23 protein-coding genes and 1 tRNA gene are annotated in these 24,421 nt (G+C 64.8%); 12 read left to right on the forward strand and 12 right to left on the reverse strand.

From position 1 onward, the window contains the following. Window positions 1-2: 2 nt before the first annotated feature. Window positions 3-551, forward strand: a complete 549-nt coding sequence (locus BXY53_RS01550; RefSeq protein ID WP_245410322.1) for a DUF427 domain-containing protein — start codon at window positions 3-5, stop codon at window positions 549-551. 77 nt (window positions 552-628) lie between these two features. Then, on the forward strand, window positions 629-1,147 hold the full coding sequence (locus BXY53_RS01555; protein ID WP_170144290.1) for a DedA family protein: 519 nt from the start codon (window positions 629-631) through the stop codon (window positions 1,145-1,147). Window positions 1,148-1,180: 33 nt separating this feature from the next. Here BXY53_RS01555 and BXY53_RS01560 read toward each other — a convergent pair whose 3' ends face one another. Then, a complete protein-coding gene (locus BXY53_RS01560; RefSeq protein WP_119060190.1) occupies window positions 1,181-2,374 on the reverse strand; it encodes an ABC transporter substrate-binding protein in 1,194 nt (397 codons plus the stop codon). A gap of 276 nt (window positions 2,375-2,650) precedes the next feature. Between BXY53_RS01560 and BXY53_RS01565 the strand changes: the two genes are divergently transcribed. The 4 genes from BXY53_RS01565 to BXY53_RS01580 are packed head-to-tail and all read left to right on the forward strand — an operon-like array spanning window position 2,651 to window position 5,997. Next, entirely contained in the window at window positions 2,651-3,415 is a 765-nt protein-coding gene (locus tag BXY53_RS01565; protein ID WP_119060191.1) for an ABC transporter ATP-binding protein, read from the forward strand. A 22-nt stretch (window positions 3,416-3,437) separates the two neighbouring features. Next, on the forward strand, window positions 3,438-4,142 hold the full coding sequence (locus tag BXY53_RS01570) for an ABC transporter ATP-binding protein (protein ID WP_210209113.1): 705 nt from the start codon (window positions 3,438-3,440) through the stop codon (window positions 4,140-4,142). Between the two features lie 9 nt (window positions 4,143-4,151). After that, entirely contained in the window at window positions 4,152-5,018 is an 867-nt protein-coding gene (locus tag BXY53_RS01575) for a branched-chain amino acid ABC transporter permease (RefSeq protein WP_210209114.1), read from the forward strand. A 31-nt stretch (window positions 5,019-5,049) separates the two neighbouring features. Continuing rightward, window positions 5,050-5,997, forward strand: a complete 948-nt coding sequence (locus tag BXY53_RS01580; RefSeq protein ID WP_210209115.1) for a branched-chain amino acid ABC transporter permease — start codon at window positions 5,050-5,052, stop codon at window positions 5,995-5,997. Between the two features lie 3 nt (window positions 5,998-6,000). On the opposite strand, the gene BXY53_RS01585 is transcribed toward BXY53_RS01580, so the two are convergent. Further along, window positions 6,001-7,239: an MFS transporter gene (locus BXY53_RS01585; RefSeq protein WP_119060193.1), complete on the reverse strand. Its 1,239-nt coding sequence runs from the start codon at window positions 7,237-7,239 to the stop codon at window positions 6,001-6,003. A 296-nt stretch (window positions 7,240-7,535) separates the two neighbouring features. Here BXY53_RS01585 and BXY53_RS01590 point away from each other — a divergent pair, with 296 nt between their 5' ends. Then, entirely contained in the window at window positions 7,536-7,946 is a 411-nt protein-coding gene (locus BXY53_RS01590) for a universal stress protein (RefSeq protein WP_170144291.1), read from the forward strand. A gap of 37 nt (window positions 7,947-7,983) precedes the next feature. Further along, window positions 7,984-8,148: a hypothetical protein gene (locus BXY53_RS14050; protein ID WP_170144292.1), complete on the forward strand. Its 165-nt coding sequence runs from the start codon at window positions 7,984-7,986 to the stop codon at window positions 8,146-8,148. A gap of 3 nt (window positions 8,149-8,151) precedes the next feature. On the opposite strand, the gene BXY53_RS01595 is transcribed toward BXY53_RS14050, so the two are convergent. From BXY53_RS01595 to BXY53_RS01605, 3 genes are all read right to left on the reverse strand, one after another. Beyond that, window positions 8,152-9,183 (reverse strand): threonine aldolase family protein, encoded by a 1,032-nt coding sequence (locus tag BXY53_RS01595; protein WP_119060195.1) that lies wholly within the window; start codon window positions 9,181-9,183, stop codon window positions 8,152-8,154. Window positions 9,184-9,299: 116 nt separating this feature from the next. Beyond that, the gene (locus BXY53_RS01600) at window positions 9,300-9,941 is read right to left on the reverse strand and encodes an NAD(P)-dependent oxidoreductase (protein WP_119060196.1); all 642 of its coding nucleotides are present in this window, start codon (window positions 9,939-9,941) and stop codon (window positions 9,300-9,302) included. 16 nt (window positions 9,942-9,957) lie between these two features. Beyond that, complete coding sequence (locus BXY53_RS01605) at window positions 9,958-10,365, reverse strand: DUF4149 domain-containing protein (protein WP_119060197.1); 408 nt, start codon at window positions 10,363-10,365, stop codon at window positions 9,958-9,960. Window positions 10,366-10,482: 117 nt separating this feature from the next. Here BXY53_RS01605 and BXY53_RS01610 point away from each other — a divergent pair, with 117 nt between their 5' ends. Next, window positions 10,483-11,712, forward strand: coding sequence for an FAD-binding domain-containing protein (locus BXY53_RS01610; RefSeq protein WP_119060198.1), 1,230 nt, complete (start codon window positions 10,483-10,485; stop codon window positions 11,710-11,712). A gap of 4 nt (window positions 11,713-11,716) precedes the next feature. Here BXY53_RS01610 and BXY53_RS01615 read toward each other — a convergent pair whose 3' ends face one another. The 4 genes from BXY53_RS01615 to BXY53_RS01630 all read right to left on the reverse strand — a co-directional run bounded on the left by BXY53_RS01615 (window position 11,717) and on the right by BXY53_RS01630 (window position 14,264). Next, entirely contained in the window at window positions 11,717-12,190 is a 474-nt protein-coding gene (locus tag BXY53_RS01615) for a GNAT family N-acetyltransferase (protein WP_210209116.1), read from the reverse strand. A gap of 126 nt (window positions 12,191-12,316) precedes the next feature. Beyond that, a complete protein-coding gene (locus BXY53_RS01620; protein WP_119060199.1) occupies window positions 12,317-13,450 on the reverse strand; it encodes an alanine racemase in 1,134 nt (377 codons plus the stop codon). 9 nt (window positions 13,451-13,459) lie between these two features. Next, on the reverse strand, window positions 13,460-14,107 hold the full coding sequence (locus BXY53_RS01625; RefSeq protein WP_119060200.1) for an HAD family hydrolase: 648 nt from the start codon (window positions 14,105-14,107) through the stop codon (window positions 13,460-13,462). Between the two features lie 71 nt (window positions 14,108-14,178). Next, window positions 14,179-14,264 (reverse strand) — tRNA-Tyr (locus BXY53_RS01630). Window positions 14,265-14,392: 128 nt separating this feature from the next. Here BXY53_RS01630 and BXY53_RS01635 point away from each other — a divergent pair. Further along, entirely contained in the window at window positions 14,393-15,196 is an 804-nt protein-coding gene (locus tag BXY53_RS01635) for a TrmH family RNA methyltransferase (protein ID WP_119060201.1), read from the forward strand. Here the strand turns inward: BXY53_RS01635 and BXY53_RS01640 are convergent. Together BXY53_RS01640 and BXY53_RS01645 are read right to left on the reverse strand one after the other, a co-directional pair. Further along, window positions 15,193-15,729, reverse strand: coding sequence for a hypothetical protein (locus BXY53_RS01640; protein WP_147361464.1), 537 nt, complete (start codon window positions 15,727-15,729; stop codon window positions 15,193-15,195). The two genes, BXY53_RS01635 and BXY53_RS01640, sit on opposite strands and share 4 nt — an antisense overlap. Window positions 15,730-15,886: 157 nt before the next feature. Continuing rightward, window positions 15,887-16,291: a hypothetical protein gene (locus BXY53_RS01645; RefSeq protein WP_147361465.1), complete on the reverse strand. Its 405-nt coding sequence runs from the start codon at window positions 16,289-16,291 to the stop codon at window positions 15,887-15,889. A 227-nt stretch (window positions 16,292-16,518) separates the two neighbouring features. On the opposite strand from BXY53_RS01645, the gene BXY53_RS01650 reads away from it, so the two are divergent. Beyond that, window positions 16,519-21,375 (forward strand): NAD-glutamate dehydrogenase, encoded by a 4,857-nt coding sequence (locus BXY53_RS01650; RefSeq protein WP_119060204.1) that lies wholly within the window; start codon window positions 16,519-16,521, stop codon window positions 21,373-21,375. After that, window positions 21,372-22,784 (forward strand): MFS transporter, encoded by a 1,413-nt coding sequence (locus BXY53_RS01655; RefSeq protein WP_119060205.1) that lies wholly within the window; start codon window positions 21,372-21,374, stop codon window positions 22,782-22,784. Before BXY53_RS01650 ends, BXY53_RS01655 begins: the two co-directional genes overlap by 4 nt. Here BXY53_RS01655 and purH read toward each other — a convergent pair. Next, entirely contained in the window at window positions 22,756-24,378 is a 1,623-nt protein-coding gene (purH, locus tag BXY53_RS01660; protein ID WP_119060206.1) for a bifunctional phosphoribosylaminoimidazolecarboxamide formyltransferase/IMP cyclohydrolase, read from the reverse strand. The genes BXY53_RS01655 and purH overlap by 29 nt on opposite strands. Between the last annotated feature and the right edge of the window lie 43 nt (window positions 24,379-24,421).

Raw genomic sequence — 24,421 nt, forward strand, 5'->3', positions numbered from 1 at the left:
CCATGACGATCATTCAGCCGAGCACAATGGTTCAGCGCGCGCGCCAGCACTGGCGTTATGACGGGAGCGCGCGTCCGCCCTTCGCCGAGGAACCGGGGGCGGATCAGGAATCAGTGTGGGATTATCCGCGTCCGCCGCGAATCGAGCCGACGGACAAGCCTCTGCGCGTCATGCTGGGCGAAAAGGAGCTGGCGCGCACGACGCGCGGGATGCGCGTGCTGGAGACGGCGGGGGCACCGACGTTGTACTTTCCCCCGGAGGACGTGACGACTGAACGGCTGTGTCATACCGGCCGCAGCTATCACTGCGAGTGGAAAGGCATCTCGAAGGAGCTTGCCGCCGACGGCGTCGATCCCGCGGGCTGGGTGTTGACGCAGGCCTATCCAGAATTTCGCGAGCTGCTCGGCTGGTATGCCTTCTATCCGCAGGAGCTGGCTTGTTTTGTCGGTGAGGAGCGCGCGGGCAGCCAGCCCGGCGGCTATTACGGCGGCTGGGTCACGGCGGACATTGTCGGGCCAATCAAGGGCGCGCCAGGCAGTGAAAGCTGGTGAGCGCGGCGCCGCCGTCATACAAGATACACGGCTTCCGGTCATAGTGTCGGCGAATCCGGTTTCGGGGAGAAATGCCATTGTCCGGCATCTGGGAGGCCGTGCTCGTTTTCGTACGCGATCACGAGAGTTATCTGCTGCCGATCGCCTTTCTGATCTGCATGGCCGAGTCAGTGATCGTCGTCTCGCTTTTCGTGCCGAGCACGATCATCCTGCTGGCTTCCTCGACCCTGCTTGGTGCAAGCGGCGTCGGCATCGCCACGCTATGGATTGCCGCCGGCCTTGGCGCAGCTCTGGGTGACTGGGTCTCTTACGGGCTTGGCCGGGTCACCTACCGCCGCCTGCATCATCGTTGGCCGTTTTACCAGAACCGCAGGACGATCGCGCGCGGGCGACTGTTCTTTGCGCAATGGGGCTGGGCAAGCCTGTTTCTGGCGCGGTTCATGGGGCCGCTGCGCTCGTTCACGCCGCTGGTCGCCGGGATTTGCCGGATGCCGCTTTTGCCTTTTGCGCTGGCCAGCGTGGCCTCGGCCTTTATCTGGGCGGCGGCGGTGCTGGCGCCGACCGGGATCGGGGCGGGCTTCCTGTTGGGCCGGTGAGGGGCGGGGTGCGATCACCCCGCCCGCAAAGGCTTAGTTGAGGACGCGAACATCCACGATCTTGCCATCCTGGATTTCCCAGTGGCCGATTGTGCCCGGCACGTCGCCGTTCTTGTCGAAGTCGACGGAGCCTGAGGCGCCTTCGTAGTTGATGTCCTGGCCGTCAGCCAGAAGTTTCACGGCCTTCTGCCACTCGCCCGGCAGGATCGTCTCGCCCGGCGCGTTGGCGACGTCGCGCAGATTGTCGCGGATCGCTTCCGGGTCGCTCGAACCGGCCTTCTGCGCTGCCAGCGCGATGACCATTGCCGCATCATAGGCGGTGTCGTAGTACGGCTTCGGCGGCAGATCGCCATATTCCGCAGTGTAGGCTTCCCGGAAGACGCGCAGGCCCTCGGTATCCTTCGCCTGCGGGACCGTACCGAATGCGCCGTTCAGGAACTGCGCGCCGACCCGCTCGATGATCTCCGGCGCCTTCATGCCGTCGGTGAAAATGAACTTGTCGAGATAGCCGCCTTCAAGTGACTGGCGGAGTATCACGCTGCCGCTTTCCGGATAACCGATCAGCACCAGCGCCTCGGCGCCGCCGCCGGCCGCCTGCTGCAACTCGCCGCGATAGGACGCCTGCCCCTGCTCGAATGCGATGGACGCGGAAACTTCGCCCTCAAACGCCTCGGCAAAGGCATCGGCAAGGCCCTGTCCGTAGTCGTTGTTCACATACAGGATGCTAACGTTCGAAAAACCCTTTTCCTGCACCAGCTTAGCCAGCTCGACGCCCTGATAGGCGTCCGACGGCACGGAGCGGAACAGGAAGTCGTTGTCCTGCAGTTTGGTGATCGTGGGCGACGTAGACGCGTTGGAAATCTGCGGAACGCCCTCGCGGCTGGTGACGGTCTTGGCGACCGGGATTGTCACGCCCGAGGAAAGCGCGCCAACGATGGCGTGAACACCGTCAACGTTGATCAGCTTCTGCGCCGCATCGACGCCGGCCTGCGGCTTCGTCTGCGTGTCGGCGATGACGATTTCGACCTCCTCGCCGTTCACTCCGCCGGCTGCGTTGATCTGCTTGACGGCGAACTGGACGCCGGTAACGTCTGCCTCGCCGTAGGCCTGCAGATCGCCCGTCATCGGCATCAGCGCGCCGATCTTCAGCGATTCGGCCTGCGCCGGTGCCGCCAGCGCAACGCCGAAGGCCGCCGCAGCAAGCGCCTGAAAGAAACGTGTCCTCATGCTTTCACCTCCCTTCGTGTCTCCCCAGAACGGGGTCGAACAGCGCGCGAACGTTACCACGACCTTTCAAATTGAGCCAGAAAGCGCGTTTTCAATCGGAACGAGTCCAAGCCCCCGACGTCAGCCCGGGGAAGCACAGCGTCCTTGCCACCCGTTGCAATCCCGCGCCGTTTGTTTCATGGATCACCCGCGTCGCTTCGGGCATGGACATTCAGCGCATTTTCATATTGAACCTTTCCGGGGCGCAAGCGTGCACGGCAGGCAGGGGCATATCGCGTGATTGTCGTCGAGAACGTGTCAAAGGCCTTCGGCGGGCTGAAGGCGGTGCATGACTGTTCGCTGGAGGTCGCGGACGGCTCCATTACCGGGCTGATCGGGCCGAATGGCGCGGGCAAGTCGACGCTGTTCGGCATCATCGCCGGGTTCATCCGACCGGACTCCGGCCGCATCCTGCTTGATGGGCGCGACATCACCGGCGTAAAGCCCCACCGGCTATTTCATCTGGGGCTGATCCGTACCTTCCAGATCCCGCACGAATTTAGTCGCATGACAGTGCGCGAAAACCTGATGCTCGTTCCGGCGGCGCAGAAGGGCGAGAGCCTCGTGACCTCGTGGCTCCGCTGGGGCGCTGTCTGGCAGCAGGAGGTAGAGATCGCCGACAAGGCGGACGAGGTGCTCGACTTTCTCCAGCTTGCCCATCTGGCCGATGAGCTTGCGGGGCGGCTTTCGGGTGGTCAGAAGAAGCTGCTCGACATCGGCCGCGCCATGATGACCGACGCGAAGGTCGTGCTGCTCGACGAGCCGGGTGCGGGCGTAAACCGCACTTTGCTGGCGCAGATCGTCGAGACGATCCGCCGGCTGAACCGCGAGCGCGGCTATACCTTTTGCCTGATCGAACATGACATGGACATGATCGCCGAGCTTTGCGACCCGGTCATTTGCATGGCGCAGGGCACCGTTCTGGCCAAGGGAACGATGGAAGAAATCCGGGCCAATGAGGCGGTGCGCGAGGCCTATCTTGGCCACACCGAGCCGGCATGAGGCATTCGATGGAGGGGGCGGCGTGAGCCTGCTGGCGGCAAGCAACATCTACGGCGGCTACGGCGGCGTCGACATCCTCAACGGCGTCAGCCTGCGCGTCGAGCCCGGCGAGATCGTCACCATCGTCGGGCCAAACGGTGCGGGCAAGTCGACCTTCATCAAGGCGCTCGCCGGGCTGGTCACCATCCGGTTGGGCGATGTGCGCTTCGAGGGCCGCGACATCACGAATATCCCCCCGGAGCAGGCGCCGCGCATCGGGATCTCCTATGTGCCGCAGGAACGCAACGTCTTCACGTCCATGACGGTCATGGAAAACCTGGAGATGGGCGCATTCCTGCGCAGCGACGACTACAGCGGCCAGCTCGAAAGGATCTTCACCTTATTCCCGCGCCTGCGTGAGCGGCGGTCGCAGCCGGTCTGGCAGATGTCGGGCGGCGAGCGGCAGATGGTGGCGATGGGGCGCGCGCTGATGCTGGAGCCCAAGCTGCTTATCCTCGATGAGCCGACGGCGGGCCTGTCGCCGCTGTTCATGGACCAGGTTTTCGAGCAAGTGAAGGAAATCAACGCGCTCGGCATCGGCATCCTCATGGTCGAGCAGAACGCGAAGCAGGCGCTGGCGGTCTCCGATCGCGGCTATGTGCTGGCGATGGGGCGCAACCGCTTCGAGGACCGCGCGGACCAGATGTTGCAGAACAAGGAAATCGCCGAGATGTTCCTCGGCGGGTAAAGGGTGCACATGATCGGCGACATCATCCAGCTCCTGATCTACGGCATCGTGACGGGCAGCATTCTCGCGCTCGGCGCGATCGGGGTGTCGCTCGTCTTCTCGATCCTAAGGTTCGCGCATTTCGCGCATGGCGACCTCATGACGGTCGGCGCCTATGCCGCGCTGGTGATCGTCGCCGGACTGGGCATGCCGATCATCGTCGCCGCACCGTTCGCGGTCCTGGTCGTCGCAGTTGTGGCGATCGCCATCGAGCTTTCGATCTATCGCCCGTTGCGCGAAAGCTCCCCGATCGTGCTGCTGATCTCGTCGTTCGGGATGGCGCTCATCCTGCGGAGCGCGGTACAGCTCATCTGGGGCACCGGCAACCAGGTCTATGCCTCTGGAATTCAGTTGCCCATTCGCGTCGGCGGCATTGCAATCAAGCCTGACCATCTCTGGATCATCGCCGGCACGCTCGGGCTGATCGCCGCGCTGCACGTCTTCCTGCAATACACAAAGTTCGGCAAGGCGATGCGCGCGATGGCCGACAATGTTGACCTAGCGCGGATCAGCGGCATTCCGACCAGTCGGGTGATCATGATTGCTTGGATCATCGCCGGCGGGCTGGCGGCAATGGCCGGCATCTTCCTGGCGATGGACACGCGCCTGCATCCGGTCATGGGCTGGCAGCTTCTGCTGCCGGTGTTCGCGGCGGCGATCGTTGGCGGCATCGGCCGGCCTTACGGCGCGATGGCGGGCGGGCTGTTGATCGGCGTGGCGATGGAGATGTCCACGATGGTCATCAACCCGGCCTACAAGCAGGCGGTGGCCTTCGCGCTGATGGTGGCGACGCTGATCGTCCGGCCGACCGGCATTTTCCGCGGGAGTTCGCTATGATCGTCGCGCGCGCAAAGGGGGAGGACCGCTGATGGAGCTTGCCGGCCTGCTCAGCTATTTCGTGTTCTTCGCCTCCTTCGCCTGTATCTACGCGATCATGGCGCTCGGGCTGAACATCCAGTGGGGGATGACCGGCCAGATCAATATCGGCGTGGCCGGATTCTACGCGGTCGGCGCTTACACATCGGCGATCCTGACGACGCCGCCCACGCCGGAGCATCTCGGCGGGTTCGCCTTGCCCGTGATCGTCGGGCTGATCGGCGCCGTCATCGTCAGCGGCCTGCTCGCCGTGCTCATCGGCATGATCACGGTGAACCTGCGGTCGGACTATCTGGCCATCGCCACAATCGGGCTCGCCGAGATCATCCGCTTCCTCATCAAGAACGAAGAGCAGGTCACACACGGCGTTCGCGGTATCGCCGAAATCCCACGGCCGCTGGTGGAGAGCGGGCCGCTTGCGGGGCCGGTCTTTCTGGTGGTCGCGCTGATCTGCGTTGCGATCGCCTATTTCCTGGTGGAGCGCGCGCGCGTCTCGCCCTGGGGCCGCGTCCTGCGCGCGATCCGCGACAATGAAGACGCGACCAAGGCGGCGGGCAAGAACGTAGTCAGCTTCCGGCTGCAGGCCTTCGTGGTCGGCTCGGCGCTGATGGGCTTTGCGGGCGGGCTGTACGCGCATTTCTTCGGCTTCATTTCGCCGGAAGCGTTCCAGCCTGTGTTCGGCACCTTCATCGTCTGGGCCATGCTGATCGTCGGGGGCAGCGGCAACAACAAGGGCGCGCTGCTCGGTACTGTGCTGGTCTGGCTGGTATGGTCCGGCACCGAAATCTTCACGCGGCTGCTGCCCGCCGACATGGCGACGCAGGCCAGCGCGGCGCGCGTTCTGATGATCGGCGTGCTCCTTCAGATCGTGCTGTTGACTCGGCGGCAGGGGGTCCTGCCTGAGGAGCGGCCGAAGCCCATCCCGCGCGGGGACAGTTAAGCGTCAGGCTCTCTGGTTCGCCCCTTGCGGGCCGGGCTCGGCTCTCGGGGGCAGGCGGACCGCGAACAGGATCGCAAGCAGACCGCCGAGGCCCAGCGTCCCGAACGCCGTACCCCAGATGACCGGCTCGCTCGCGTCCGCGGCACGCAGCGCATCCACCACCCAACCGAAGACGATCGGGGCCACTGCGCCGGAGACGAAGCCTGCCGTCGAACGCGCCGCAAGCACGGTGCCCAGCGAGGCTGGCTCCACGCGCTCCGCCAAAGTGGTCGACAAAACCGGCGAGTCGCCCAGCGCGAAGAAAGCGTAGAAGATCACAAGCGTCGCGATCAGATAGGGCGTGAAGGCGACCAGCCAGCCGACCCCGAAGGAGAACGCGGTGGCCACGGCTGCCGACCAGATGAGGATCTGTCGCCGGCCGATCCGGTCAGAGAGCTTGCCCATCGAAAAAGCCGCGAAGGCTCCGACCAGATGCAGGATGGTGACGAACGATGCGCTCGACTGGCTGGCCGCGACGGTCGATTGGCCGCTGAGCACAAAGCTCGTCGCGATGAGCGCCGGTGCCCAGGTCCACATGCCGATCAGCTCCCAGTTATGGGAGGTGTAGCCGAGCAGGAGACGTCGCGCGCTGCGATTGTCGCGAAGTTGACGCCAGAGACCGCTCTCGAGCGCTGTGGGATGGATGATGTTTGGCAGGTTGCGGATTGCGGTGAGCAGCATCAGGGTTCCCGCCAACGGCAGCGTGCCGCTCACGAGAAAGGCGGTTTGCCAGCCGGATACGCCGAGCGCCATGCCGGTGACCGCGATGGACGCGGCGTAGCCGACCGACGTCGAGGCGATGAGCGCGCCGATGGCCGCGCCGAGCTTTTCTGGCGGCGCATTCTCGCGGAACAGCATGATCAAGGGAGTGTAGACGCCGCCCTGGCAGAGCCCGACCAGCGCATAGAGCACCAGACTGGAGGCGTAGTCCCGCGCAAACAGGGCAAAGGCCGCGGAGGAGATCGCGGTTGCCCATGCGGAAAGCGTTACGGCCCGTTTCGCGCCGATGCGCCCCGCGAGCCACGAAAACCCCAGCAGCGAGAAGGCATAGGCGAAGTAGAAGCCGGAAACGATCGAGCTGACCTTGGCCGCGCCAATCTCCCAGGCTTCCATCAGGACCGGGATGCACCCGGCGACCGTCATGAAGGGCAGGAAGAGAAAAATTCTTGCGACAAAAACGGAAGCGAGAATGCCTCGACTCATTTTTTCTTTATCCTTGGCCGGACTGCTGGGCCGGTCGATGTTAGGCGCTTTGCGTCGCGGACAACAAGGCACGCGCGTTCAAGTCAGCTATTTGCCGGTGCTCGGGCCGCACCATCTCCTTAAGCGGCGGCGGGTCATGCGACCCGACCAACGGCTCGGGCCGTTCCGGGCAGACCGCCGAGCCGGCCAAAACTGCACAAGAGTCTGCGCGCGGCAGTCGTAAAATGAATGCTGCGAAGATCGCGCTGATCTAAACTCGCCCCGTGGAGACCATTCACGAAGAGGAAGGATCGCCCGTGTTTAAAACAATTGTTGTCCCCGTAGCACTGTCCGAAGTCGAAAAAGCCGATCGCATGCTCAACGCTGCCCGGCAGCTTGGCGGCGAGCACGCGCATATCGTGCTCATGAGCGTCATCGAGGATATTCCAACCTATGTCGCCACCGAGCTGCCCGGCGGCTACATGGACAGGGCCAAGAAGAACGCGCATGACGCGCTGTCGAAAATCGCCCGCGAGTCCGGCCTCGAAGTCGAGATCGTCGTACGCAGCGGCCAGCCCTCCGCGGGCATCCTCGGCACGGCCAAGGAAAAGAACGCCGACGCAATCATCATCGCGTCGCACCAGCCAGGGCTGAGCGATTATCTGCTCGGCTCCACGGCGCATCGCGTCGTGCGGCACGCGAAGTGCGCGGTGCTCGTTCTGCGCTAGAGCGGTGCGTGCCGCCGCCAACAGGAAAGGATTTCAAATGGACGCCCTTCAGAACGTCGTGATCCTGCTCATCGCCGGCACCGTGATCTGGATCTTCATGAAGCTGAAAGAGCGGATCGAGTTTCTGGAGCATGAGGTGCGCTGGCTACGCAGCGAGTTGGACGGCCTGAAAGGCGGCTATCGCGGCGGCGACTACGAGTAGGCGTCACCCGCCCATGATCTCGGCGACGGCGGCGGCGGCCTCCTCCACCTGCGCGCGGTTCACGTCCAGATGCGTGACGGCGCGCAGCCTCTGCGTGTCGATCGCGTCGAGACGAATGCCTTTCGCCGCGAGCGCATTGACCAACGCCTCGGCGGTCATCCCGTTGATGTCGAACAGGACGATATTCGTTTCAATCGGCTCGGCCACATGGACGCCGGGCAACCCGGCAATGCGCTCTGCGAACAGCCGCGCGTTATCGTGGTCCTCAGTCATGCGCTCAACATGATGGGCCAGCGCATAAAGCCCTGCGGCCGCCAAAACGCCGGCCTGGCGCATCGCCCCGCCCAGCCGCTGCTTCCATACCCACGCTTCGCTGATGAAAGGTTCCGAACCGGCCAGCACTGCCCCGACCGGGCAGCCGAGCCCCTTGCTGAGATCCAGCCAGACCGAATCGAATGCTTCGCAATACGACGCCGCTGACACGCCCGAAGCGACCGCGGCGTTCAGCAGCCGCGCGCCGTCCATGTGCATAAGCAGTCCATGACGCCGCGCTACAGCGGCCACCTCATGGATCGCCTCAACAGGCCAGATTGCGCCTGAGCCAAAATTGACCGTCTGCTCGATGGTCACGACGCGCGGGCGCGGCGTCTCGCGGCGCGGCTTGCGGATGCGTGCTTCGAGCTGTTCCGCGGTGAAGATTCCGCGCGGCGCGGAGATCGGCCGCACGAAGGCTCCGGCCAGCGCGGCGGCCCCGGCGCCTTCCAGGTTGATGACGTGATACCGCTCCTCCGCGAGAATTTCATCGCCCGGCCGGCAGTGCACCAGAAACGCGATCTGGTTCGCCATCGTGCCCGAAGGGAGGAATACCGCCGCTTCCTTGCCCATCAGTTCGGCCATGCGCGCGCAAAGGGCGTTCACCGTGGGGTCCTCGCCGCGCTGCTCGTCGCCGACTTCGGCGTTCGCCATCGCCTCCCGCATACCAGCCGTCGGGCGGGTCTGGGTATCGCTGGACAGCTCGATCCGGGGCGGCTCCATATCATTTCCTCGCTCAACGGCCCGGCACGCCTTGAAACGGCCATTTGCGGAGACACGCTAGAGAGCGTTGCGCGTCTTGTCGATGCGCCAGTCACTGCCGCGATCCGCGCGTGAGGCTATTCGATCAGAACGGGCGTATCGCAGATATGCGCGTCGCTTTCGACCTGCTTTACGAGGAAATCCGCAACGTTTGCGCGCGAAATTTTTCCAACCCGCCATTCGCGTGGGTCGTTTAGCACCTGGTAGCGGCCGGTGTGCGGCCCATCGGTGAGGATGCCGGGCCGGACGATCGTCCAGTCCAGACCGCTGCGGCGGATGATCCACTCCTGAATATCCTTGTCGTCGTAGGCGCGCTTGAGCAGCCCTTGTCGGCCGAACGCCTGATAGAAGAAACCGCCGCGCCCCGCGCTGTCGCCCGCGCCGAAGCCGGTGACGCAGATGAGCCGCGTCGCACCGACCTCTTTCATCGCGTCGACGAGAACCCGCGTTGCGTTCGAGAACAGCGTGACCGGGCTGATGACGTTTTGCGGCGTTAGCGAGACGCCGAGCGCCTGAATGACCACGTCACCCGGCCCGATCGCCGCGCGGACCGCCTCGGGGTCGAGCGCGTCACCGTCCACTTTCTCCAGGTTCGGGTGCGTGTCCGGGATGGCCGATGCGCTGCGGGCGAAGGCGCGGACCTGATAGCCGGCCTCCAGCGCGCGGCGGACCGTCTCCAAGCCGATCCCCTTGCTTGCGCCGAAAATGACAACCTTCAATTCGCGGTCCTTTCGTTCAGGCCAGCGCCAGCACGATCACCACGATCAGCGCGACCATCTGCACGAGGTTGATGATGACGCTCGTGCGGTGCAGCGTCTCGAAGCGTTGCACCGCCGCCGCGCCCGCGTCCCGCGCCGCGTTGATCCGGGGCATCAGCCAGAAGCGCGATACGACAAACAGCGCAGCGACTGCGGCGAGAATGGCACCCTCCAGCGTGCCCAGCGCCAGCACCGCGGCCAACGCACTGGCAATCGCCAGCACATCATAATAGCGCGGAAACAGACGCCGGATGAAAGCGCCCGCCTGTTCCTCCGGGAACTGCGCGAACACCAGCGGCGCCACGACGCCCGCGAAGAACAGCATCGCGCCGAGCACGGCGGCGGCGAGCAGGGCGGCAATGTCGATGAGGGCAAAACTGTCCATCTCTTCCGCCTTTCGTGTGCGGCAGTATGAAGCGATTGGCGAGCGCAGACGTTAACAATCCGCGTATCGCGCGGTGCGTACCTTCATTACGCATCGCACCTGAGATGGATCGGAGACATGGCCGCGCACCCCGAACCGACGCGCGAGGCGGGCCTTGCGCACCTTTCGGCGTTCATGCCCCGCGCCGGGCGCAATTATGCGCGTTTGCGGAACTTCGACTTCGGGCCGGGACGACACGCGCAGGTTTCCGGCCTATCGCCGTGGCTGCGGCACCGGCTGGTGCTTGAGCCGGAGGTGATCGCCCAAACGCTCGGCGCGCACGGCCTCTCGGCAGCGGAGAAGTTCGTGCAGGAGGTGGTCTGGCGGAGCTACTTCAAGGGGTTCATGGAGCAGCGGCCCAGTATTTGGCAGGCGTATCGCAGGGATGTGGCGGCGCTCGCCGGACGGCTGGAGGCCGAGCCGGGCCTGCGCGCGGATTATGATGCGGCGGTCAACGGGCGCACGGGCATCGACTGTTTCGACGCCTGGGCGGGGGAACTCGTCGAGACCGGCTATCTGCACAACCATGCGCGCATGTGGTTCGCCAGCATCTGGATTTTCACGCTCCGCCTGCCTTGGGAACTCGGCGCGGATTTCTTTCTGCGGCACCTGCTGGACGGTGACCCCGCCTCGAATACGCTTGGCTGGCGCTGGGTCGGCGGGCTGCACACCAAGGGCAAGACCTATCTCGCGCGGCCCGACAATATCGCGAAGTATACCGAAGGCCGGTTCAACCCGGCGGGACAACTCGCGACCGCCGCGCCACCGCTGCGCGAGGAGGAGGAGCATCCGTTGATGCCTCTGCCGGAGCCGGACGTGGCGGTCAAGCCACAGCGGGCGGGGCTGGTGGTGACGGAGGAGGACTGCGCGCCTGAGACGCTGGACCTGCCGGCTGCGCCGACCGCGGAGATCGGTCTGACGGCGACGGCCGGGCGCTCGCCCCTGCCGGTCTCGGACGCGGCTTGCCACTTTGCGCACGGCGCGGTCTCTGACGCGCTCGCTCGGGGCGCCGCGCATTTCGGCGTGGAGGGCCAGCAATCGGACCCCGAGGATTGGGGCGCGGCTTTGTTGAACTGGGCGCGCGCAAATGACTTGGACGGCGTGATGACGGCCTATGCGCCAGTCGGTCCGGTGGCCGAGCGGCTTGCCGCTGCGCGCGCGACGCTGGCGGAAAACGGCGTTTCGCTGATCCAGATCCTGCGGCCTTGGGACAAGGCGGCGTGGCCCCACGCCACCAAGGGCTTCTTCAAGCTGAAGAAGCAGATCCCCGCATTGATCGATGCGGCTGGGTTGTCGCCTTCCCGCTGACAGTTCAGGAAGTCCGGTCCGGCAGGTCCTTGCGGAAATACACCCGGTCGAACCCCGCTTCCCACCGTCGGTCGATCTCGACAAAGCCGCGCGCGGGATAGAAGGCCAGGGCTTCGCTCATCTTCGCGTTTGTGTAAAGTTCGAGTGTTGTCAGACCGAGCTCGCGGGCGGTGTCTTCCGCGCGCCGGAGCAACCGCGTGCCAAGCCCTTGCCCCTGAAAGGCCGGGTGGATTGCCAGGTTTTCTATGTGCAGATGTGCGCCGCGAGGGTAGCGGACCATGAAGCCGGCAACCCGCCCTGCCGGATCAACCGCGATCTCAACGATGCCACGGGCAATCTGGCGCGCGAAGTCCGCCACCATCGGAGCCGGTTCACGGCCGATCAGGGGCACGAACTTCTCATAGGCCGCACGCGCGCAGGCCTCCACCTCGCGGGCGTGGTCAGCCTCGGCCTTGCGGATGGTGATGTCGGCGCTCAACTGGATCCGCTGCTCCTGATGAAAGTCGCGCGTCCAGGGTATCGCCGGACTGATCGTGATTCAGCGACTTTCCGCTTCGAAGGGTAGCGTCATTGCACGGTCGACAATGGCTCTCGCCAGCTTGCGTCACCAGCCGTTGACGCGCGGCCATTCGGCGACGACCTCGCCGTTTTCCAGCACGTGATAGCCGCGATGGGCGGCGCAGGTCATGCAGGTGTGGTTGGGCATGACGCGGACCAGCGAGCCGATGGGCAGCCGGTCGAACCACGACGCATCCGGCACTGGCACAGCCCCATGCTCCTGATGCACCTCCGTGACGGCCAGCGGCGCCAAATGCTCGGCGGTTGCGGCATCGCAGACGAAGCCGTAGCCCGCGTCGGGCATGAAGTTGTTGGCGCCCACGTCTTTCGACAGCGCCAAAGCGCCCGCATCAAGGATCAACCGTCCGGCCTGACGATTGTGCCCGATGACGGTGGACAAAACTGTCGCGGCGATGTCGTGGAGGCCGCAGACGCCGCGCGAGGCTTGGGCGAGATCCCAGAAGACGTAGACGCCGGCGCGCGCCTTGGTGACACCGTGCAAATGCCCCGCGTGCAGGACGGTGGGCGTTGAGCCGACACTGACCACGGGACATGCGTGGCCGTGGCTTCGCAGCGTCTCGGCGGCGCTGACGGCGGCGTCGCGTTCCGCGTCCGCGATCGCGCGAATCTTCGCCGGGTCATCGGTACCATAGGAGTGGCCGGCATGGGTCATCACGCCAACCAGCTCGACGCCGGGTGCGTCCGCGAGTACCGCTGCGATTTCGGGAAGCGCGGGGTCATCCGGCAGCAGGCCGCTGCGATGTTCGCCGCTGTCGATCTCGATGAGCGCCTGTAAGCCGGAGTGGCCCTGTTGCGCGAAAGCCGCCACCGCCTCGGCCACCGCGACGCTGTCGAGGACGAAGCGGATCGTGGCGCCGGTGCGCCCTTGCAGCGCCGCCAGTCGGGGCAGCTTGCCGAGTGCAATACCGACGGCGTAGAGGATGTCGTCGAAGCCATGCGCCGCGAAATGCTCCGCCTCCAGCAAGGTCGAAACTGTGATTGGACCGTTATCGGCCCCGAGCGACAGGCGGGCGATCTCAACGGATTTCGGCGTCTTGACGTGGGGGCGCAGCGCGACTCCCAGGTCGCGGGCGCGCGCCAGCATGGTCTGGGCATTGCGCAAAAGCCGGTGCCGGTCCACCACCAGGCAGGGCGTTTCCAGCGAGTCCAGGGACAGCATGACGACCTCTCAAGTTTCGGGATCGCCCAAGACGATTCCCGGTAGCCGGTCCAGCGTGGACTCGAGAAAATCCGGCACCCCGCCTTCAGGACACGGCAGCCCGATGCGGTTATGCCAGTAAACGGGCATGCCGGCATTTTTTGCGCCCGGAACGTCTGCAGCCGAGCCTGCCACGAAGAGGGTGCGAGCAGGATCAGTCCCCATCGCGTCCAGGGCCGCACGGTAGACCTCCGCGCGCGGCTTGTAGAAGCCGGCCTTTTCGGCGGTGATGACGGCGGCGAATGTTTTACCTGTCAACGATGCGGCCGAAAGCCCCTTTTCCTGGGAACAGTTCGTTGCGATTCCCAGCGGAACCTGAGCGCCGAGTTTCTCGAGAATGCGGGGTGTTTCCGGCCATGGCTTCAGGTCATGCCAGCGGTGATGCAGTTCGTACGCGGCGTTCGGCGAAAGCCCTGTGTCGCGCGCCGCTTCGGCGACGAGGTCGTCATACGGGCGATAGCCGCCGCAGCCGTAAGTGATTTCCAGATAACGCCTGCGCCAGTGGAGGCCCGCCTCTCGACTACCGGCCACGTCGTTCCAGAGTGTCCAGGAGTCGAGGAGCGCCGTGAGAAGATCGAAAACGACGGCGTCAAATCGTGGCGAGTCGGGGTTGGCCATGCGCTGCGCCCTCGTTCCTGCCCTCTGGAGGTGAACCGGTTGCGGCAGAGAAGGTTATCATAGAGGGGAGCTGGTGGAGGAGGTTGGATTCGAACCAACGTAGGCGTTAGCCAGCGGATTTACAGTCCGCCCCCTTTAGCCACTCGGGCACTCCTCCAAAATCGCAAGGCCTTCCGGCTCAAACGGCCGTGGCGGGAAAAGGTCGCGCGCGGATCGCACGCACGATTTTTTGTGTTATGGGAGCCTGTGATCGTTCTGTCAACCGCAGCCAAACGTTGCTCGCGCATGAGCCGACAGAAGAAATCAGGCGTGCCCGGCGCGAAGTCCGGGCAAGGTAACGCTCGGCACAGCGGTGCCAAGTCTGGGCCGAAACGCGGAGGCGTGCTCATATACGGCCTGCATGCCGCGCGCGCAGCCATCGCCAACCCCAAGCGCAAAATCCGCTCGGTCCTGGCGACAACGAACGCCGCCGAACGAATGGGCGACGTGCTCGCTGCGCGCGGGGTGTCGCCCCGGATTGTGCGGCCCGACGATCTCGCTGCGCGCGTCGGCACGGGCGCTGTGCATCAGGGCGTCGTCGTGGAAGCTGATCCACTGCCGCCGCGCGACATCGCCAGCTTTGACGCCTTCAGCGTGATCATAGTGCTCGATCAGGTGACGGACCCGCAGAACGTCGGCGCGATCCTGCGAAGTGCCGCGGCTTTCGGCGCGGACGGTCTGGTTATGACCGCGCGGCACTCGCCGCCGCTGGAAGGCGCACTGGCAAAGGCGGCGTCAGGTGGGCTGGAGCACGTGCCCGTGGCGCTGATCACCAACCTCGCGCGCGGGCTGGAAGAACTCGGCGACCTTGGCGTCATGCGAATTGGACTGGATTCGGCAGGTGATCAGGTTTTCGAGGATTTGCCGGCCTTCCAGCGGCTGGCGCTCGTCCTGGGTGCAGAGGACAAGGGGCTGCGCCGGCTCACCCGCGAGCACTGCGACGTGGTCAGTGCTCTTGCCGCGCCCGGGGCGATCCAGAGCCTCAACGTATCGAATGCTGCGGCGATCGCGCTGCATCACGCCTGGCTGACACGACGGGCGCGCAATTAGAGGAACAGGCCGAAGCCAATTGCCGGCATCATGGCCGCAGCGCCGAACATCGGCGCGAAAGCAAAGGCCGGCGGGTTGGCAGGCGCAGCATGTGGACGCCAGCCGGATCCGGTCGCTGTGAAGGGCGTGGCAAGACCCCGCCACCAGGCGGCGGCCATTGAGAAAATATCTCCGCCTGTCGCTGTTTCGGTTGGGCGCGGCGGATGCCCCCAATGGCCGGCCTGTTGCGCATGAACCAGCGGCCAGGTCGCGGAAGGCATAAGCCGCTGCATCGGGGAAAGCGCCCAGCCGAAGGTGGCATGCATCAGCCGCTCATACGCGATAGCGTCTCGCATCCGGCCGAACACGCGGCTGAGATCAGTCCAGGAACGACTGAGCGTGGTTGTGACATGAAGGGCCATTTCGCGCGCGGCGTGGTCGACGATCTTCGTAGCAGTGCGGGATCGTGTTTCCGGCTCCTGACGCGCGGTCTCGAGCGCGAGAGTGCGCGTAGCACCACCGCCGCCGCTCTCCCGTGCGGGCGCTGCGGTCATCGTCCCAACAGTCATCAAAGGCCAGAGCCAGAACACCGCTTTGATCCCATACCTGAAATGCACTTTTGCAATAATAATCAGGTAAATGTTGCGCCGCAACAAAAATGTGCGGCGCAATAAGGGATCATGGTTGCGGTAAACGTCGACTTAACGCGGCTCAGCAGCTGTCGGGCCAGGCGCCGCGGGGCCGCGATGGCGCCGGCGCGTAGATGCGTTGCCGCTTGTAGACCCAGCGTTCCTTGGGCTCGTGATAGCGCACAATGTTTTCATACGGTTTCAGCAGAACCCGCTTTTTGCGGTAGACAATGCGGCCTGAGCGCGTGCGCACCTTTACCTTCCGGTAACCGTACACGCCGGAGCGACGGTGGATTTCGTAGATACCGGGGCGCTTGACGACATGCTTCCGCACAACGCGATGACGTACACGCGGCTCATGCTTGACGGTACAGCCGCCGTCACCGCGCCACCAATCGCCGAAGGCATGGGCGGGCTGAACATCCCCCGAAAGCCCGAAGGCAAACGCGAGAACGCCGAGAGCAACAAACAAACTCAAATGTTTCATGAGGGATCACCGTTTCAGCTTGATACACCCACACTATCCGCTCGCGTCAGGGGCGGCAAAGCTGGACGGCGAAAATCGTAAACAGATTGATGCGCACTGTGTGCGGTGCTGCGGCGGGCCTTGTTCTATGCCTAATTATGCGGCACGCTGCTTAACGACGCGCACGATCATTACCTGTCGCGCACGTGACAGAACTTCCGGATACCCACATAAAAACAGGATGCGTCATGGTCTCCGCCGTCGAGCCTCTTTCCACCTCCAGCCTCGATGACGTTCTGGCGGCGCTCGAGGCGATCGCGGCCTCCGCCCATGTCACCGACATCGAGAACCTCAAGACGTTCACGCGGCTGCTCTACGCCGACCTGAACGAGGCGGATCTGCGCCAGTCGGACCCGCAGGCGCTGGCGGCTCTGGCGCGCGAGGCCTTCGCGTTTTTCTATCAGCGTCAGCGCGGTACGCCGAATGTCCGTATAGGCCGCGCGCCGACAGGTCCGAACGGTGCGACCCGGTCGGTGGTGCACATCGTCAATGACGACATGCCGTTCCTTGTCGACTCGGTGCTCGGCGAGATCATCGACCGCGGCCTGAAGCTCGACTGGATCGCCCACCCGATCTTGCATGTCGGGCGCGACCCGGACTGTCGCCTGCTCTATCTGGACGACCACACGGCGCAGGAGCCGCCGGTTGAGGAGATGCCGGAAGCCGGGCTGGAAAGCGTCATGGTCATCCAGCTTGAGGACATTCCGTCGGAGACCGAGCGGAATGTTCTGCAAAAGGCAATCATCCAGACGCTGGAGGACGTGCGGGCGGTCGTTGGGGACTGGAAGCCGATGATGGGCCGCTTCCGCGAGGCTGTCGAGCGTTACAAGACGGGCCACCCGCCCGTGCCGGAGGATGAGCGCGAAGAATCGATCCGCTTTCTGGAATGGATTTCGGATCGCAACTTCGTGTTCCTCGGGATGCGGAATTACCGGTTCGAGCCGAACAGCGAGCCGCCCGAGTTGATCCCGGACCCGGAATCCGGCCTCGGAATCCTGCGGGACATCAACGCCAAGCTGCTGCGCCAGCCTGGCGAGGGCACGAGCATGCGCTCCGAGGCGGTCGATGTGTTTCTGCGCCCTGAGCCGCTCATCATTACCAAGGGCAATCTGCGCTCGCGCGTCCACCGGCGCGTGAACATGGACACCATCAGCCTGAAGCTTTACGACCGGGAAGAGCATCCGGTCGGCGAAATCCGTGTCGCAGGCCTGTTCACAGCTTCGGCCTATACCCGGTCGGTCGAGGATATTCCCTTTCTTCGGCGCAAGGCGAAACTCGTGCTCGACCGATCGGGCTTTCCCGAGCAGAGCCACTCCTGGCGCGCGCTGCGGACGGTTCTGGACACCTATCCGCGCGACGAGCTGTTCCAGATCGACGTGGATCAGCTCCTCTCCTTCGCCACAGAAATCCTCTCGCTCGAACTCAAGCCACAGACGCGCGCCTTCGTGCGCTATGACACGTTCGGCCGGTTCGCCTCGGTCCTGATCTATGTCGCGCGTGACCGCTTCTCGACGGAAAAGCGCGTGCGCATCTGCGAGTACCTGGCCGAGGCGTTCGGCGGGGAGGTGACGAAGGCCACGCCGTTCTTCACCAACGCGCCGCTGGTGCGTCTGCACGTCATCGTCTGGCGCACCGGCGCGGAGCCGATCGGCGCGGCGCCCGAAGACCTTGAACAGCAGATCGAGAATATCGTTCGATCCTGGCGCGAGACGCTACGCGACCGGCTGCGTGAAAACTACGGCGAACGCGCCAGTGCCCTGATTGCCCGCTACGGCGATGCCTTTTCGGCGGGCTACGAAGAATACAACTCCACGAACCGCGCGCTCGGCGACATCCAGAAGCTCGAAGAGCTGAGTGCAGACTCCCCGATTACGGTCGAGTTCTGCAAGGACGAAAGCTGCGGGCCGAGGCAGGTTCGCGTTAGCTTGTATCAGCTCGATGAGCCGATCTCTCTGAGCCGCCGCGTTCCCATTTTCGAGAACATGGGCTTTGCCGCCAGTTCGGAGCGGACCTTCACGGTCGAGCCGCAGGACGGCGGCGAACGGCGCACCGTCTATCTGCACGATATCCTGCTGGAGCCCAGTACCAGAGGTGAAATCGAAATCGACTCCGTGCGCGAGCGTCTGGAGAACGGTTTCCTTCGCGTCTGGTACGGGCAGGCCGTCAACGATGCCTATAACGGGTTAATCCTTCGCGCCGGGCTGACCTGGCGGGAGGCCGCGGTGTTCCGCGCCTATGGCTCCTATCTCCGCCAGATCGGCGCGCCGTTCGGCCAGGGCTATATGGCCGGCACGCTCCAGCGGCATCCCGAGATAGCGCGCGACCTGATCGCGCTGTTCCACCGGCTTTTTGACCCCGACCTGAACCCGGCCGAGGCAGAAGACCCGGACGCGATCGCCGCTCGGATTGAGGACGCTCTCGACGATGTCGCAAGCCTCGATGAAGACCGCATCCTGCGGCGCTTCCTGAACGTCATTCAGGCGACCATGCGCACCAACTTCTATCGTCAAGGCCCGGTTGATGGCGGCCCGGCAACCGTTGCTTTCAAGCTGGTCAGCAAGCAGATCGAGGGGCTTCCGCTGCCGCATCCCTATGCCGAGATTTTCGTCCATTCGCCGCGCGTTGAGGGCGTGCATCTGCGCGGCGGGCCGATCGCGCGCGGCGGCATCCGCTGGTCGGATCGGGCGCAGGATTTCCGCACCGAAGTGTTGGGGCTGGCCAAGGCGCAGCAGGTGAAGAACGCCGTGATCGTGCCGCAGGGGGCCAAAGGTGGCTTCTATCCGCGGCAAATTCCGGCCAATGCCGGCCGGGAAGCGCGGATGGAAGAAGGCGTTGCCTGCTACAAGCAATTCATCTCGAGCCTGCTGTCCATCACCGACAACCTCAAGGAAGACCTCGTTATCCCGCCTGAGCGCGTGGTGCGTCGCGACGGGGACGATGCCTATCTGGTCGTGGCGGCCGACAAGGGCACGGCGACCTTCTCCGACATCGCCAACGCGATCGCCCAGGAGAACGACTTCTGGCTCGATGACGCTTTCGCCTCGGGTGGTTCCGCCGGCTATGACCACAAGGAGATGGGTATTACCGCGCGCGGCGCCTGGGAGGCGGTGAAACGCCATTTCCGCGAGCTGAACCACGACATCCAGAACGAGCCGTTCACAGCGATCGGGATCGGGGACATGTCGGGTGACGTGTTCGGCAACGGGATGCTGCTGTCAAAACAGACCCGCCTGCTCGCTGCGTTCGATCACCGCGATATCTTTATCGACCCTGACCCGGACCCGGCGACAAGCTGGGCCGAGCGCAAACGCCTGTTCGACCTCGCGCGGATCACCTGGCAGGACTATGACCGAAGTCTGATCTCGAAAGGCGGCGGGGTCTTCAGCCGCAGCGCCAAGGCGATTCCGCTCACCCCGGAAATCCGCGAATTGACGGGATTGGAAGCCGAAGAGGTTACGCCGAACCAGCTCATCAATGCGATCCTTCGCATGAAAGCCGACCTGCTGTGGTTCGGCGGCATCGGCACGTTCGTGCGAGCAGACAGTGAGACGAACGCCGACGTCAATGACCGCGCCAACGACGCCACCCGGGTGACCGCGAGCGAGCTGCGCGTGCGCGTGATCGGCGAGGGCGCAAATCTGGGCATCACCCAGCGCGCGCGCATCCAGTTCGCCATGCGCGGCGGTCACGTGAACACCGACGCGATCGACAACTCGGCCGGGGTGAACTCGTCGGACTTCGAGGTCAATATCAAGATCGCGCTGGGCAAGGCCGAACGCGCCGGCAAGATCACGCGGGAGGAGCGCAACCAGATCCTCGCAAGCATGACGGACGAAGTTGCGCATGACTGCCTCCGCAACAACTACCTGCAGACACTGGCGATCAGCCTTGGCGCGCGCCGCGGCTTGGCCGATCTCGGCTTTCAGGCAAGGTTGATTGAGGCTCTTGAGGACAACGGACTCAACCGCGACGTCGAGGATCTGCCAAGCAATGCGGAAATCCGCGGCCGCAGCCAGCAGAACCAGCCGCTAACCCGGCCGGAACTGGCAGTGCTGCTCGCCTGGGCGAAGATCGACCTCTACGACCGCCTGGTTGACTCGCCGGTCTGCCGGGATCCGCATCTGAGTTACGCGCTGCAGGACTATTTCCCCGAGACGCTCCGCACCCGATTCGCCGACGAGATCGAGGCGCATCCGCTGCGTCGCGAGATCATCGCAACGCAACTCGCCAACGCGATCATCAACCGCGGCGGCTCGACCTTCATCGTCCGGCTCATCCAGGAGACCGGCAACTCCGCCGACGAGATCGCCTATGCCTTCGCGGCGGTGATGCAGAGCTACGGGTTCCGCCGGCTTTATGACGCCATCGACGCCATCGACAACAAGATCGACGGCGCGCGCCAGCTTGATCTCTATCTCCGGCTCCAAGACGAGTTGCGCCGCCAGACCGCCTGGTTCCTCCGCCACGGCAAGTTCGAGCGCGGGCTGGAGCCGGTCATCTCGCGCTACCGCGATGGTATCGCGCGCATCTCCGACAACCTGCACGCGGTCTTGCCGAGAGAGCAGGCACAGCATGTGGAGGTGACGCAGGCGGAATACGTCACCGGCGGCGTGCCGGAAAGCCTTGCCGGGAAGCTGGCCAAGCTTGGCGCGCTGGGCGATGCGCCGGACATCATCCTGGCCGCTGAGGAGGGCGGCTATGATCTGCTCCAGACCGCGCGGGTCTATTACCAGTTGTCCGGCTATTTCTGCATGGACGCGCTGCGCCGCGTTGCCGAAGAGCTGGCACAGACCGACTATTATGACCGGCTGGCGGTCAATACAACGATGGAGCTTGCGGCGGTGGCGCTGCGCGCGCTCACCTTGCGCATTCTGGCCGAGGCACAGGTGCAGCAGACCGATCCGGATTTCGATGCCTGGTTCGAGCAGACGAGTGCGGCGGTAGCGCGGACTCGCAACGGCATTCTCGCGCTGATCGAGGGCGGCGAGCCGACACTGGCCAAGCTGACCGTGGCCGTCGCGCAGCTGCGTGATCTTGCCGGATGAGCAGCGTCGCCGGTGGCGCAGCGCCTGCGCAGACCCGCGCCGGTCCACTCGGCATCGGCGGCTGGGTGCTGTTCGACTGGGCCGCGCAGCCGTTTTACACGCTCATCACGACCTTCCTTTTTGCGCCGTATTTCGTCGACGGCTTCATGACCGATCCGGTCGCCGGGCAGTCGCTCTGGGGCTTCGTGACGGCGGCGGCGGGCGTCGCGGTCGCGCTGCTCAGCCCGGTGCTCGGGGCCATGGCCGATGCGAGCGGACGGTTAAAGCCGTGGATTTTCGGCTGGTCGGTTGTGTTCATCGTATCGCAGGCGGCGCTGTGGTTCGCCGTTCCAGGCGAGATGGGCGCACTGCCGCTCATCATCGCGGCCATCGTCGCGGCGATCCTGGCGGCCGAGTTCTCGACCGTGCTCACCAACGCAATGATGCCGTCACTGGTCGGTCCGCGCGCGCAGGGACGGCTTTCGGGCTTTGGCTGGGCCGCGGGCTATGCCGGCGGGTTGCTGGCGCTGGTGATCTTTGCAGCGTTCCTGCTGGTCCGGGACGGCGGGGATGAGACGATGCTGGGTTTAGCGCCAGTGCTGCCGCTTGACCCGCAGGCGGGCGAGGGCGCGCGCTTCACCGGGCCGTTCGCGGCGGCGTGGTATCTTGTGTTCGTGCTGCCCCTGTTCCTGTTCACGCCGGATTTGCGCGGGTCGCGGCGTTCGCTCTCGGCGGCGGCGCGTGGCGGTTGGCGCGAGTTCGCCCAGACCGTCCGAAACGTCTGGCAATACAAGCATGTTGTGCGCTTCCTGTTTGCGCGGCTGCTCTACACGGATGGCCTGACGGCGATCTTCTCGTTCGGCGGGATTTATGCAGTGTCGGTTTTCGGCTGGGGCTCGGCCACGCTGGGGCTGTTCGGCATTGTGCTCGCCGCCACGGCGGGCATCGGTGCGGCGCTCGGCGGCGTGCTGGATGACCGGGTCGGCGCAAAACCCGTGATCCTCGCTGCTCTGCTGTTGCTCATTACTGGCGCGGTCGGTGCGCTGTCGATCGACCGCGACTCCGTGCTGTTTGTCGTGCCGATCCCGAACGGCCCGGAGTTGGGGGGCTTGGCCAGCTTCGCGGAGCAGGCCTATCTCGGCTTCGCTATCCTTATCGGGCTTGCGGCCGGGCCGCTGCAGTCGGCGAGTCGCAGTTTCATGGCGCGCATCGCGCCGCCGGACAAGTCGGGTGAGTTCTTCGGATTATTCGCGTTTTCCGGCAAGATCACCGCTTTCGCGGCACCGCTTCTGGTCGCGGGCGTGACGGCACTCAGCGACAGTCAGCGGATAGGCATCGCCAGTATCGGCGTGTTCCTTGTCGCCGGGTTTATCGCCATGCTTTGGGTCAAGCCCGCCCCGCTCAGTGGCGGAAGTGGCGCATCCCGGTGAACACCATCGCCAGGTCGTGCTCGTCAGCCGCCGCGATCACCTCGTCGTCGCGCTGCGCCCCGCCTGGCTGGATGACCGCCGTTGCCCCGGCCTTGGCCGTCTCCAGCAGGCCGTCCGGGAAGGGGAAGAAGGCATCTGACGCGGCCACCATCCCCTGTGGCATTTCCGCGGGTTTCGGTTTTTCGTCATCGAGACCGGACTCGCGCTTGGCGCGCGCCGATTCCTCTGCCTTGTGCGCGGCGATGCGTGCGGAATCCACGCGGCTCATCTGTCCCGCCCCGATGCCGACCGTTGCGCCGTCGCGCGCATACACGATGGCGTTCGACTTGACGTGCTTGCAGACGCGGAAGGCGAAGATCAGGTCGTCCAACTCCCGTTCAGTCGGAGCGCGTCTGGTCACCACGCGGACATCGTCCCGCCCAATGCGCCCGTTGTCGCGCGTCTGGACCAGCAGCCCGCCCGCGACGCTGCGCAGATGCAGGCCCTGGGCTGACGGGTCGGGCAGGCCTCCGGCGAGCAGAAGACGCACGTTTTTCTTCTGCGCGATGATGTCGAGCGCTTCTGGATCCGCGTCGGGCGCGATGATGACCTCGGTGAAAATCTCGATCATCTTTGCCGCGGCTTCGGCGTCGAGCGTGCGGTTCGCCGCGATGATGCCGCCGAACGCGCTGACCCGGTCGCTCATCAGCGCCTTGTCATAGGCTTCGGCCAGCGTGTCGCCCAGCGCGACGCCGCAGGGGTTGGCGTGCTTGATGATGGCCACGGCCGCACTTGCGGAGGGGTCGAATTCAGCGACAAGCTCATAGGCCGCGTCGGTGTCGTTGATGTTGTTGTAGCTCAGCTCCTTGCCTTGCACCTGCCGGGCGGTCGCCACGCCGGGGCGCGCAGGGGAAGTGCCGCCTACATAGAATGCAGCTTTCTGGTGGGCGTTCTCGCCGTAGCGCAGCGTCTGCTTGAGTTCGCCCGAAAAACTGCGCCATTTCGGCGCCGTCTCGCCGAGCTGATCGGCGAACCAGGTGCTGACAGCAGCGTCATAGGCAGCGGTGCGTGCGTAGGCCTTCGCCGCCAGCGCGCGGCGCGTCCCCGCGCGGACATGCCCGTGCTGGCGCATCTCGTCCAGCACAAGCGGATAGTCGGCCGGATCGACGACGACGGTGACATGCGCGTGGTTCTTCGCCGCCGCCCGGATCATCGCTGGCCCGCCAATATCAATGTTCTCGATGCAGGTGGCGAAGTCCGCGCCCTGCGCGACCGTCTGCGCGAATGGGTAGAGGTTGACCACAAGCAGGTCGATGGGCGCGATGTCGTGCTGGTCCATCGCTTGGGCGTGCTGGGGATTATCTCGCGTTCCCAGCAGGCCGCCGTGAACCTTCGGGTGCAGCGTCTTGACGCGGCCATCCATGATCTCGGGGAAGCCGGTCACCTCGGAGATGTCATGGACGATCAGGTTCTCCTCCCGCAGCAGCGAGGCGGTGCCGCCAGTCGAAATCAACTCGACGCGCAGGCCGGCCAGCTCGCAGGCGAAGTCGACCACCCCCGTCTTGTCGGAGACAGAAATCAGGGCACGGCGGATAACGGGTTCTGTGTCAGGCATATGCGGTCCCAGCGTTGGCTGAGGTCCGTCGCCGGGCCGCTCA

Source organism: Dichotomicrobium thermohalophilum (assembly GCF_003550175.1).
Lineage (GTDB): Bacteria > Pseudomonadota > Alphaproteobacteria > Rhizobiales > Rhodomicrobiaceae > Dichotomicrobium > Dichotomicrobium thermohalophilum.